The 12,972-nt window shown below is 44.9% G+C and carries 11 protein-coding genes; 3 read left to right on the plus strand and 8 right to left on the minus strand.

What is annotated here, in order from left to right; all coding sequences use genetic code 11:
• Positions 1-662: 662 nt before the first annotated feature.
• Positions 663-1,535, minus strand: a complete 873-nt coding sequence (locus R7Z49_RS16635; RefSeq protein WP_005384268.1) for a Tim44 domain-containing protein — start codon at positions 1,533-1,535, stop codon at positions 663-665.
• A 391-nt stretch (positions 1,536-1,926) separates the two neighbouring features.
• Here R7Z49_RS16635 and R7Z49_RS16640 point away from each other — a divergent pair, with 391 nt between their 5' ends.
• From R7Z49_RS16640 to R7Z49_RS16650, 3 genes are all read left to right on the plus strand, one after another.
• A complete protein-coding gene (locus R7Z49_RS16640) occupies positions 1,927-2,517 on the plus strand; it encodes a TetR/AcrR family transcriptional regulator (protein ID WP_005382308.1) in 591 nt (196 codons plus the stop codon).
• A 13-nt stretch (positions 2,518-2,530) separates the two neighbouring features.
• Complete coding sequence (locus R7Z49_RS16645; protein ID WP_186584406.1) at positions 2,531-4,405, plus strand: MFS transporter; 1,875 nt, start codon at positions 2,531-2,533, stop codon at positions 4,403-4,405.
• Between the two features lie 114 nt (positions 4,406-4,519).
• Positions 4,520-5,449 carry a YeiH family protein gene (locus R7Z49_RS16650; protein WP_114139466.1) on the plus strand — a complete coding sequence of 310 codons (930 nt, stop codon included), beginning with the start codon at positions 4,520-4,522 and terminating at the stop codon, positions 5,447-5,449.
• Here R7Z49_RS16650 and R7Z49_RS16655 read toward each other — a convergent pair.
• The 7 genes from R7Z49_RS16655 to R7Z49_RS16685 form a co-directional block, all read right to left on the minus strand.
• Positions 5,446-5,634 carry a hypothetical protein gene (locus tag R7Z49_RS16655; RefSeq protein ID WP_005382314.1) on the minus strand — a complete coding sequence of 63 codons (189 nt, stop codon included), beginning with the start codon at positions 5,632-5,634 and terminating at the stop codon, positions 5,446-5,448. The genes R7Z49_RS16650 and R7Z49_RS16655 overlap by 4 nt on opposite strands.
• Before the next feature lie 100 nt (positions 5,635-5,734).
• Positions 5,735-7,162, minus strand: a complete 1,428-nt coding sequence (gene menE / locus R7Z49_RS16660) for an o-succinylbenzoate--CoA ligase (RefSeq protein ID WP_065274282.1) — start codon at positions 7,160-7,162, stop codon at positions 5,735-5,737.
• Positions 7,147-8,136, minus strand: coding sequence for an o-succinylbenzoate synthase (gene menC, locus R7Z49_RS16665; RefSeq protein WP_258644954.1), 990 nt, complete (start codon positions 8,134-8,136; stop codon positions 7,147-7,149). The genes menE and menC overlap by 16 nt, the downstream gene beginning before the upstream one ends.
• A gap of 125 nt (positions 8,137-8,261) precedes the next feature.
• Complete coding sequence (gene menB / locus R7Z49_RS16670) at positions 8,262-9,128, minus strand: 1,4-dihydroxy-2-naphthoyl-CoA synthase (protein WP_318111840.1); 867 nt, start codon at positions 9,126-9,128, stop codon at positions 8,262-8,264.
• Complete coding sequence (gene menH / locus R7Z49_RS16675; protein ID WP_318111841.1) at positions 9,121-9,948, minus strand: 2-succinyl-6-hydroxy-2,4-cyclohexadiene-1-carboxylate synthase; 828 nt, start codon at positions 9,946-9,948, stop codon at positions 9,121-9,123. Before menH ends, menB begins: the two co-directional genes overlap by 8 nt.
• The gene (gene menD / locus R7Z49_RS16680) at positions 9,935-11,653 is read right to left on the minus strand and encodes a 2-succinyl-5-enolpyruvyl-6-hydroxy-3-cyclohexene-1-carboxylic-acid synthase (RefSeq protein ID WP_065274279.1); all 1,719 of its coding nucleotides are present in this window, start codon (positions 11,651-11,653) and stop codon (positions 9,935-9,937) included. The genes menH and menD overlap by 14 nt, the downstream gene beginning before the upstream one ends.
• On the minus strand, positions 11,650-12,957 hold the full coding sequence (locus tag R7Z49_RS16685; protein ID WP_053303262.1) for an isochorismate synthase MenF: 1,308 nt from the start codon (positions 12,955-12,957) through the stop codon (positions 11,650-11,652). The genes menD and R7Z49_RS16685 overlap by 4 nt, the downstream gene beginning before the upstream one ends.
• Positions 12,958-12,972 lie beyond the last annotated feature (15 nt).

Consider the following 12,972-nt stretch of genomic DNA (forward strand, 5'->3'; position numbering starts at 1 on the left):
GAGTGGCCAAAGGGAGCAGACTGTAAATCTGCCGGCACTGCCTTCGATGGTTCGAATCCGTCCCCCTCCACCATATTGAAGAAGCCAGCTCATTGAGCTGGCTTTTTTCGTTTCAGGATCTTGATAGCATAGTCCTACTACCACGAACCTTTCACTCCTCACCGAAACTCTGCTCGATTTAATACCTATCACAGTAAATAAGTGATCAGAAATAGCGTAGGGAAAATGCTTGAGAACAAGGCGCAATTTTTCGATAAGTAGTTATTCTGCAATCAAAAATTGCAACGCAGTTATCGAGTATTTTAACAAGCTAGAATGACCAGTTATTTACTACGATTGGTATAACCTATACTCAATCTCACTAAAGCAACCAACCCCATGTGAAGCTCCACAAACAAAAGGCTGAGGAGCAGATCTTTACCCTACAAACAATGTACTAGCTATTTTGATTTTGTTAGTTCGTATGGCCTTAATATGAATGTTCAATATAACTAGGAAAACACTTGAGGACTTACTAGAAAAAGTGGGTTCGCAAAATTACCAAACGGACTCAATTAGTGATGTTTGTATAAAAACACGTACAATAAATATAAATGATAGATACAAAAAATCCCGCAGGGGATGCGGGATTTTTACTAGTGACTAAATTGGTTTAAAGGTGACTAGCCTTGAATACCAACGATTAACCATGGCGCATTAGGCGCAGTCAAGTCACGCTCTAGGTGCCAGATATCTTCGATTTCTTCTTCAACACCTTCTACTGTGTCACGGTAACGACCGCTAAACTGCAGACTAAGCTGTGCTTTATTTGCATCGTAATCAGCACGGACGATCTCCGCATCAACGTACATTACGTCAGTATGCTGCTCACCGTCGAGCTTCGCGCGCTCTGCTTTTAGGTCTTCAAACAAGCTTGGAGAAACATATTCTTCAATAGTTTCTAGCTGGTTGTGATTCCACGCACCTTGCAGGATTCGATAGTGTTCACGAGAACCATTAATGAACGCTGCTTGGTCAAAACCCGGTGGGTAGTTATGTGGTACGTCTGTTTGAGCGCCAAAACCACCAAAGCCACCATTATTTGTGTTTGGTTGTTGCTCAAAGTTTTGCATGTTTGGTTGCTCAAACTTAGATGCGTTGCCACCAAATGCAGGCTGTTGACGATGCTGGTTCATACTGCCCTGCTTCGCACCTAGCATACCGCGCATTAGTTTAAAGATGACAAAGGCAATCAAACCAATAATTAGGATATCCATAAACTGGATACCTTCAAAAGCACCGCCAAAGAATGCAGCAAGTAGACCACCAGCCAGAAGTCCGCCTAGCAGACCACCCATAAGGCCTTTCTTACTTGAAGACTTTGTCGTCTGATCTTTGCCGACCGTATTGGTGTTTTGTTGCTGTTGTTTCGGTGCTGGTGCGGTTTTGTAGCTCTTACCGAAAGACTTACTGCCACCAAACTTCTTCGCTTCCGCGATAGGCGTTACAGCAACAGTAAACATCAATAAAGCAACAATAGAAAATAAACGTTTCATCGTTATCCTTAAAGTTAGCTATCTAAGATAGTGCCCCATTTTCAAGACGAAACAATCGTTGTTTCAAACAGTAGCACGCCAAAGATGATTTTTAAGTCATCATACTCTGTATACCGATTGATGAAAATAGCTTATAGAAGCTGACATGTATCAGAATATTGCCAAAAATGCAGACTGCTCACACTGCTTGCAATTCAGCTGAAGGCGCTTGATCAATGTAAAAAAGTATGGAATAAGTTCACTAATACTCCAGATTGTTTTACTTGAATTAGAATCAGTGACACAGCTCAGAATCCTACACCTTGAGGGCACTTGGACACATTGCCTTGTTGACGGTTAATAGGTAGCTGACTATCATATTGAACGATGTTCAATAAAGTAGTTTGAGAGTATGGCGCGCAGAAACGATCACACCCGAGAAGAGTTAGTGAATTTGACGTTAACAACGGTCAAAAACTTTTTAGATGAGAATTCTTACCACGAACTCAGTCTTCGTAAAATCGCTAACATGATTGGTTACGTGCCAAGCACATTGGTAAATGTTTTTGGTAATTATAATTTGTTGTTGCTTCATGTTGTCGCTCAAACTTTAGATGAGTTATCTCAAGAAGCACGCAAAGCGACTAATGACAGCAAAGACTCCCATCAAGCGCTTTTTGAACTCGCTTATTGCTACCACGATTTTGCTCAAAAACACCCATACCGTTGGCAGTTAGTGTTCGAACACAACATGAATGGAGCAGAACTTCCGGAATGGCATGCCAAACGTATCGATGGTATGACGGGAATGCTAGAGTCACTATTGGCTCAAATCGCACCACATCGTACTGAATCCGAAGTGATTCAAGCGAGTCGAGTCCTTTGGTCTGGCGTACATGGCATTACTTTACTCAGTGTTGATGATAAGTTTTTCTCTAGTGAACCGATTGATGGCAAAGAATTGATCAGTAATCTTCTTTCTAACTACCTCACGAACTGGTAACAAAGGATTATCCATGTCATCCGACAGACAGCCGTCCTTACTTACGCAGAGAAAATTCCTGCCCTATTTCATTACTCAATTTTTTGGCGCTTTCAACGACAATATTTTTAAAAACGTTTTGCTGTTGTTTGTCGCATTCGCTGGCTCCAGTGCACTGCCTATTTCGAGCAATTTGTTCATCAACCTTGCGGCAGGCTTGTTCATTCTACCGTTCTTTCTGTTCTCTGCTTCCGCTGGCGTATTAGCCGACAAATATGAAAAGTCATGGTTTATTCGTAAGGTCAAACTATTTGAAATAGCCATCATGCTGTTAGGTGCCATCGGATTCATAACCGAAAGTTATGGTGTGCTTTTATTGCTACTGTTTTTAATGGGCACACAGTCAGCATTTTTTGGCCCAGTTAAATATGCCCTTTTGCCTCAAAAGTTAAATGCTAAAGAGTTAGTGCCCGGCAACGCTCTTGTTGAAGCTGGTACCTTTATCGCCATCCTTATTGGCACCTTAGGCGCTGGGATTATAGCCTCTACAGACAACGCAAAATACCTTGCCGCATTTTGTGTCGTGATCTTCGCATTGTTAGGCTACTTGTCGAGCCGCTCAATCCCCTTTGCTGCAGCCAGCGCGCCCAATCTCTCTTTTCGTTGGCAACCATACAAGCAAACCAAACACACGCTCTCTATCGCCAAATCCGATCGAGTTGTTTTTCAATGCATAATGGCAATAAGCTGGTTTTGGTTTTTAGGCGCCGCATATCTAACACAATTTCCGAATTTCACTAAGATTTACCTAAATGGCACCGAGAGTGCGGTGTCTTTCTTGCTCGCTCTATTTTCCATTGGTATCGCGCTAGGGTCGCTACTTTGCAATTGGATCTCAAACCATCGTATCGAAGTCGGTATTGTGCCAATTGGTGCCTTTGGCATTACGGTATTTGGGTACCTAATGGCCACTTCCATTCCCAATGATCTACCTACTTTCCATAACTTTGTAGACTTCTTTAGATATGAGCCTTTTTGGCCATTATTTTTCTACCTATTGATGATTGGCGCTTCGGGCGGTTTGTTTATCGTGCCTCTTTACGCATTAATGCAGCATCGAGCAAAGGAAACCGAACGTGCTCAAGTCATCGCAGGGCTCAACATTTTTAACTCTCTGTTTATGGTCGGCAGCGCTGTCTTAGGTATTGTGTGCCTAAGTGTAATCAAGATGACAATTCCTCAGCTGTTTGCATTGTTAGCCGTTTTAAATTTCTTAGTCGCCGCTTACATCTTTTTGCAAATTCCTATTTTTGTAGTTCGCTTTGTCATGTGGATGCTTACGCACACCATCTATCGAGTTAAGCATAAGAATCTACACAACCTACCCGAGCATGGTGGGGCATTGATTGTATGTAATCATGTAAGCTACATGGATGCATTGCTACTTAGTGCCGTATGCCCAAGGTTGATTCGTTTTGTGATGGAGGAAGATTACGCCAACCTACCTCCATTAAGGCGCTTTTTACGTCGAACTGGGGTAATTCCAATTTCAGCGAGTAACAGAAGCTCTATCAGACGTGCATTTAACGATGTGGAAGCTGCGCTAAGCGAAGGTCATATCGTCTGTATTTTCCCTGAAGGAAGATTAACTTCAGATGGTGAAATGAATGAATTCATGCGCGGTATTGATATCATTCTACGTCGTAGCCCAGTACCCGTCATACCTGTTGCACTTAAAGGCTTATGGGGAAGCTATTTCAGCCGCGCAAAAGGTCGCGCATGCTGTGGCTTACCGACTCGATTTTGGTCAAAGCTAGAAATTGAGGCAGGACAACCGGTGCCACCAAATGAAGCAACGGCAAAAACAATGTTCGATAAAGTGCATCAACTTAGAGGCGACTGGCGATAAATACACTTGAACACATGTTTAGGATAACTGAACATGTGTTCAAATCATTAAGACAAACTGACCACACCCAGTGCGATATACTCTCCCTTTCATTCACAACAGCGAATAAAAACCTTGAATAGAAACTACCTCCTGTTTGGATTGGCGTTACTTTTTTGTCTAACCCCTCTTGCCTCCTCTCCCATTGCTCTAGTTATCGGTTTTCTACTCGCAAGTTTTGGTTTTGTGCCTTCCGAGCTGCCCATCGCTTCTTTTACTAAAAAGCTGCTGTCTTACTCGATTATTGGCTTAGGCTTTGGCATCAACTTTGAGCAAGCACTTGCAGTCACATCGGATGGTATCGGCCTGATCATCGCCACTATTACAGGCACACTGATCATGGGCACTCTCATTGCCAGGGTAATTAAATTGGAGCGAGTAACCGCTTACTTAATCTCATCAGGTACTGCAATTTGTGGTGGTAGCGCAATTGCTGCTGTGGCACCGGCCATTAAAGCGAAAGACGAGCAGATTGGATTAGCACTGGCAACGGTATTTGTCCTGAACTCCATTGCACTCTTTGTGTTTCCTGTGATTGGACATGCTTTAGGGCTAGATCAACACACGTTTGGCACATGGGCTGCGATTTCCATTCATGACACATCTTCTGTTGTCGGGGCTGCCTCGGCCTATGGGGAAGAAGCACTAACGACGGCAACAACATTGAAACTCGCGCGCGCTTTATGGATCATTCCTGTTGCTTTGATCAGTGCCGTCATCTTTTCAAGAGGCCAAAAAGAGAATGGAAAGAAAAAACTAGCTATCCCTTATTTCATTTTTTGGTACTGTGCAGCTATCGCGTTTAGCGACTTATTTCCTCAATTTGAAATGGTCTATCACGGCATTTTCATTGGAGCAAAGCAAGCGTTGGTTGTATGTCTGTTCTTGATAGGTTGTAGCATTTCAATTTCAAAACTAAAGTCTGCTGGAGCTAAGCCACTGTTGTTTGGTGTGACTCTGTGGGTGTTAATTTCGACCACTTCTCTAAGTTGGTTACTGTTTTAGATATTGGTGGTCTGCTTATCGCGTTGAGGGGACGGCATTTCCCGTTTGCTATTTTTGTATATAACGACCAACGCAATAGCGATCAAAAATGCCGTTAGCTCTGCAAGAGAGCGGGCTAGCCCTTCACTACTTATCGCGATACCAATTTGTAGTGCTACTGCCGCAATTAAAACTAGCTTTGCCATCCTGAACCTTATGCATTTTCTCTCCACGAAGAAGCATAATTATGATTCAGAGTTATAAGGATACGAAATTCTCTTTATGACTAATACATAGCAAAATTGACTAATGCTGAAGTGATGACAACAGCCACTCTTTCACGGCCTTACGTGAAATTTTGATCCCACCTTCTAGTAGAGTTTCTGGCATTACATGGTATCCCACTGGCCATTTAAACTTCTCTAACTTTGATTGCAAGTGCTGGTCATACTCCGACTTGCTGCGCAATCCATTGGTCTGAATCACAGCTACTGGTCTATGACCAAACTCCGCGTCTTCGACTGGAACCACTATACTCTGCACTACACCATCAATTTGGTTCAAAGCGGCTTCAATCTCTTCACAATGGATATTCTCACCACCAGAGATAAACTGATTGTCGGCACGGCCGATTATCTTTAATTCATCACCTTGCCACTCGCCAAGATCCTTGCTGTCAAACCAGCCTTTCTCATCCAGAAATGGGGTAACATGTCCTTGATGGAAATACCCTGCCGCTAATGTCTTACCGCCAACAAAAATGCGTTGGTCAACTAATTTTATCTTACGGTGCTCCAATACATGCCCAGCATTACTGGTACTGTCAATTCTCTTTGCGGTAACGGTAGAGGCCGCCTCCGTCATCCCATAACCTAACCATGTCTCAATGCCTTGCCCTGTTGCTCGTAGTGCCAACTCGTGATCAACGTGGCTGCCGCCCAGTAGCACATGTGTCAATGACAAATGTGCATCATCATCCAATAACCGTTTGAGCTGAGTCGCAACCAAAGAAGCGTGTGATACGCCCTGAACATCATCAACAAGTTTCCCTGAACCGACTTTTAGTGTTGCTCCGACATATAGCCAACGATAGACAATCGCCAATCCAGAGACGTGATACAGCGGAAGCGATAATAGCCAAGCATCTTGCTGAGTGAAAATGAACTCCTGCAACAAGCCCTCTGCAGACGCAAGATGCTGTCGATGTGTATGAACCACAGCTTTAGGCTCCCCTGTAGAGCCAGAAGTAAATACTACTGAAGCGAGCCGGTCATGATGATAGCTATCTTCAGTCAACGAATCACTCTCTTGCTGTGATACTACAGGCGGTGAAAGCAATGTTGCCTTGAGTTTTTGTATATCATGTTCAGAAAAGGTCGAAGCGCACTCCTGAGAAAACCAGATAAACCGAGTTTGATCAGGCCTGTAAAGTGTAGCAAGCTTACCCTGCAACTTATCTAGTGGTTGTTCCATGGTCAGCGCAGCGAGCGCGCCTAACTGTTTGGAGGCAAGATAAAACAACAGTGTTTCTACTTGGTTCTTGCCAACCAAAGTCAGCACATCCCCCCGAGTTACACCCAAGTCATTCAAATAGTGAGTGTATTGGTCAATACGCTTCGAGAGTTGTTGCCAGTTTAATACTTCTGTTGATGTCTTGAGTGCAATAGAAAAAGGGCTCGTTTGAGCCCAATATTTCCATGGCGCCTTCGCAATATTGTCTACGCAGAATGCCACACAATCTCCTGGTCTTTTAGAGGAAGAACGGGAAGTTCACACTTAGGCCAGCCCTGCTCTAGCTGAGCTTTGAATAAGCCAATCGTATCCAAGCCTGGAACTTCATCAGGCAGCTGCCATTGGGCAAAGCGCGCTAATTGAGTTAAACCGAGACTGGATTCAATGCTCGAGCTAATCACTGCTTTCATCCCCAGTGACTTCGCTTTCTCTATCAGTGTAATACAAAAATCCACCGAACCAATGAGTGTGGGTTTGATGATGATCGTTTTCACACCAGTTAGATCTTCAAGACGGAAATCTTCACGACGAACCGCATCTTGCAATGTTTCATCCCAAGCGATAGCAATACCAGTATTAATCGCAAAAGAGAGACTATCGCCAGGAGAGCGGCACGGCTCTTCTAGAAACGTGATTCGTTGACGCAGAGACGGGGCAATGTACTTAGCGAACTGCTGCGCTTTTTCTGGTGTCCAAGCGCGATTGGCATCGAGTCGAAGCGTTAATTGAGGGATTGATTCAAGAAAAAGGTTCACAAGCATGCCATCGCGAATTGGCTCATAAAGTCCAACTTTCACCTTAGCGACTTTCTCACCTTCCATTTCGTTCAGCTTTGGAATGAGCTCATCTGGGTCGCCAGTGCATAGTGGCGCTGTTTGGTATTTACCTTGTTGTGGTAAGCCACCAGCTAATTCAAGCTGTGCCATCGATAAACCAAACGCAACCGACGGGTACATATTGGCATAATCCACATCCAACTCTGCAACCCAACGCTCCGCCTGTTCTTGTAGCTGAACACCCGCATCTTCGGCGCTCTCTAAGCTAAAACCAGGAAGAGGAGCGACTTCTCCAAGCCCTGTTTTACCATCTTCGGAAAGCGCAACAACATAACCAACACGTTCGGTTAGCTTGTTGTTACGTAGGATGACACCACTATCCATGGGCAAGCTATAACGATAAATTTTCGCTTCACGCATAATTCAAGTCCTATGTAATGCCGTATATTTGAGCGTTCTGACGAGCAATCCCACCAGCCTCCCAGAGGGCGAGGCGCTCAGGAAAAAAGGAACAGAGGAGCTAACACGCTCCTCATTTAGACGGATTATGGGTTGCGAGGGAATTTATCGAAGTCTGGGCGACGCTTCTCGTTAAAGGCATTACGACCTTCTTGGCCTTCATCAGTCATGTAGAACATCATCGTTGCGTTACCCGCTAGCTCTTGCAGACCCGCTTGACCATCACAATCTGCGTTTAATGCAGCTTTCAGGCAGCGCAATGCCATTGGGCTGTGCTGTAGTACTTCACGACACCAACGAACGGTTTCTTTCTCTAGATCCGCTAGTGGTACAACTGTGTTTACTAGGCCCATGTCTACCGCTTCTTGAGCATTGTAGAAACGACATAGGAACCAAATTTCGCGAGCTTTCTTTTGGCCTACGATGCGAGCCATGTAAGATGCACCCCAACCGCCATCAAATGAACCCACTTTAGGGCCTGTTTGACCAAATTGAGCGTTGTCAGCTGCAATCGTTAGGTCACACATCATGTGCAGAACGTGACCACCGCCAACAGCCCAACCCGCTACCGATGCGATAACTGGTTTTGGACAAGTACGAATATCGCGCTGGAAGTCCAATACGTTTAGGTGGTGTGTACCTTGGTCGTCTTTATAGCCGCCGTAGTCGCCACGGATCTTCTGGTCGCCGCCAGAACAGAATGCGTCTTCACCTAGACCTGTCAGAATGATCACGCCAACACCAGAGTCGTAACGCGCATCTGCCAACGCATCAATCATCTCTTTTACCGTTTGAGGACGAAACGCGTTACGCACTTGAGGACGCGCAATGGTGATTTTCGCGATACCACCTTCAGACTTATGGTAATGAATGTCCTCGTATTTCTCGCCGCAATCTTTCCATTGAACCGGAGCGTAAAGTTCTTCTTCAGAAATGCCTACTGTTTTAGCCATGGTGATTCCCATTGTTCTCGTTACTCTCACCAAAGTGAGACTGAATTATTTGCTTGGTATGTATCGCAAACTGTTTGGGCTGCTCTTGATGGACGTTATGACCAGCGCCTTCAACTTGTCGATACGCCAACCCGCTACGTTGTGCCAGTTGGCTAAATTTTTGGTCTTTCTCACCACACAAGTAATACACTGGTATGTTCTGCTTTTGCAGTGAGGGCAACAAATATGCCTGTTTGGCTAACGATGTCGACATCAACATATTCGCCACCGCTGAGCCAAGATTATCACTTCGCTTCGCAATGAATGTTTGTCTTTGCTCATGGTTTAGTGAAGAAAACACCGCTTGTTGGTACCAATCGTTCAAAACACGTTCAAGTGGTTCAGTTTTGAAACGCATTGCCCAGCGAGCATCATTCTCTAATCTCACCTGTTTCTCTGACTCAGTTTGAATCCCGAAGTTTCCCCCTTCAATAATCGCGCCTGCAATATTGAGCTCTGGAAAGCATTGATGGGCAATACCATGCATCGCAATGCGGCCGCCCATAGAGTATCCAATCAAAATAAGTGGTTGTTGTGAGGGAAATAATAAAGATAGTGTGGAACCAAGAAGTTTGCAGCAATCATTTAAATCGCAGCAAAAAATAGATTGGCTGCGTCCGTGACCAGGAAGGTCAACCGTAACACGTTCATATTCGGGTAATGCATTTAAACACGCGAGCCAATCGGCACCGCTACCGAGTAAGCCATGCAAAAACACCAAAGTGGGCAACGTTCTACTTTGGTGTTTTTCTAATACAGGGAAACGTTCAAAGTAAAGCATTCAGACTCTTATTAAATGCCTTGAGTGTCTCAGCAGCTTGATTAGGTGGGGTTTGAACCTCGACCAGCAACGTGCCTTGGCGGTGACATAAATGCTCTTTTACAGATGATTGGAATTGCTCCAGTGTAGAAACATGCAAATACGCCAAACCAAACTGCTTTGCCGCGTGTTCAAACTGATAACCATGAGGCATTTGATAATATGTCGTCCTGCGCTCTGGTGGTACTGGCAACATATCAAAAATCGCACCGCCGTCATTATTAGTAACAACAAGTACCGCCGGCAGTTTATTGTGAGAAAATAGCGCCAGAGAATTGAGATCATAAAGTGCTGCTGTGTCACCGATATACATTAGTAACGGATTACCTCTTGCCCGTTGCACGCCTGATGCTGCAGCAAACAAACCGTCAATCCCTGACGCGCCTCGATTAGTGAAAACCTCTACACCATCCAATTTTCCGTACATATCAACAAGCCGAACAAACAAGCTATTACCCAAGAAAACATCTACGTTCTTTGTGCGCTCGTTGATGTCTGCTGCCAACGCAATTTCGTCAATGGCAGACGCTGAATCAGATAGGAAGGCTTCTTCGATACGTTGATGAACTCGCTTAACGTCATTCACTAACCTATCAGCCCACCCAGCAAATATTGACTTCTCAAAACTAATGCGAGAAACCCACGTTTTAGGAGGCTCAACCCAGTGCATTTGCGCCAGATGATTTTGGTTATTCCGGTCCATACGCGGCGAGATATACCAGTATTGAACGTCTTTATCTTGTTGACTCTGCGAAACTTGTTTATCAATCCATTGGTTCAAACGTTTGGAGATGATTCGGCTACCAAATTGGATAATAAGTTCACAAGATTCAAGCTCGTTTGCAAACTCGGGAAGTTGAAGCCATACATCGTAATGCGCCCAATCCGAACTCAAACCACTTTGCGGGTCTGCAAGTACCGGCCATCCCATTTTTTGTGCAAACGCCTGCGCCGAACGCGCTTGTTCAAGCGGTAAGCTGCCAATCACAACCAAGCCTTTTTTGTCCGAAAAAGGCGGGATGTTCGCCTGTGACAAATGGCTAAAACGCTGAGTATAAGTGCCGCTTCCTTTTCGCCATCCGGCGACCGAATCTAAGTAGGTTTGATAATCCGCTTTTGCGCCGTTGGAATACAAAGGCTCTGGAAATGCACAATTAATATGAACAGCACTACCCTGCAATTGCTGAGTAAACATAACTTCGTCAACAGAGGTCAGCAACCAGTTAAGCGACGTTGCTAAATTTGGGCTTGGTAAATTCAAACTGGCCGAAACATGATGTGAAAAAATACCCAATTGATTTATCGCTTGGTTTGCACCACAGCCGACAAGTTCTACTGGACGATCTGCTGTCAGCAGCACCAGTTTTTCACCAGTAAGTTTGGCTTCGGCAACCGACGGTAATAGGTTCGCCACTGCCGTACCAGAGGTAACGATAATTGCCACTGGCTCCTGAGTAGCTTTCGCTAAACCAAGAGCCATAAAGCCCAGTCCACGCTCATCAAAATGAGTATGAATGGAAAAGTCGGACTGTTCTGCCGCTTCTAAAGTTAAAGGAGTAGAACGAGATCCGGGAGCGATACAAACATGCTTAACGCCAAATCGCTGAAGCTCAATCAATATGGTTTCTGACCAAACTCGATTGAGCACCGCTTGGTCATGACTCATGATGCGACTCCCAATGGCGGATGATCAGAAATCAGCGTAAGTAACGTCGACATTTTCTTATCAAGTTCTGCCCACTCATGTTCTGCCACAGAACCAGGCACAATCCCTGCGCCCGCAAACAGTTGTACTTGATCACCGAGCACAAGCGCGCTTCTGATTGCGACACAAAACTCTGCTCGTTCATGGCTTATATAACCCATTGACCCCGCGTACCAGCCGCGTGCAAAGGGCTCATTATCAAGAATAAACTGCATGGACTCTTGTCGGGGTAAGCCAGCAACCGCCGCTGTTGGCTGAAGCGCCGATAACAACTGAACACCATTTATCCCCGCTCTTAGACTAGCGTGAATATTTCGCTTAAGGTGCTGCACTTTTCGTAGTCTGACCAAACTCGGTTCAGCTTCCACTTCAACCATTTCAGAATGCGGTAATAGACGATCAATGATGTCGTCCACCACATACTGGTTTTCGTTGAGGTTCTTTTGGTCTTGGGATAACCAATTCGCCAACTCCATATCTTGAGTGGCATTGTCTCCCCGACCAATCGTACCTGCTAACGCTTCGGTATGTAGCTCATGCCCTACGCGAGAATACAAACGTTCTGGCGTAGACCCCATAAAACTGTGCTTACTGTCTAAGCTCAGCATGAAATGGAAGCTATGATGGTTATTTAAGTAACTTGCTTTAAGTAGCTGTGCAGCACTTAATGTGTTATCAAGCTGCACGGTAGAGCGACGCGCTAAAACCACTTTCTTAAAATCATCATTCTCTATACCAGTCAGAACCTTATGAACTAACTCATTCCATTGAGGCTGACTTGGCGTGTGAACAATAGAGCGGATGTGAGACGAAATTGGAGCTAAGGCCGCGACCTCACAAACCAGTTTATTCAACCCAGCTAGAGTTCGCGCTTTGTCTTCTGAAATATTAACTGCGAGAGACCACTGTTGGTCAAAACGAATTAACTCAATTTGAGGCAAAAAGAAAAAAGAAGGCATACAGCGACGATTCTTCTCATGCTGTCCATCAAAAGAGCGCCCGCCCCAGACTCTTTGCCCTTCACCTAGAATGGTATAAGCAGGACCTGGCTCAACAAAAGCGTGCAATTGCCCTAGTGCAACGACCTCTTCACGTGTATCGCGGGACTGCCAATAAAACTTAGGGAAAAGTGGTTGTGCATCAAGCCAATCAATAAATGAGAAATTAGGTTTCTCGCTAAGGGGCTCGACCAGACGTGTTTGATTGCCTTCCGATTGCTGAACTCGCTCGATAATTCTCTTTACGGCTTGATGGAACTGTGACAAATCAACCTCGTTGTA

The sequence above is a fragment of the Vibrio sp. 1562 genome (assembly GCF_033340155.1).
Taxonomy (GTDB): Bacteria; Pseudomonadota; Gammaproteobacteria; order Enterobacterales; family Vibrionaceae; genus Vibrio; species Vibrio alginolyticus.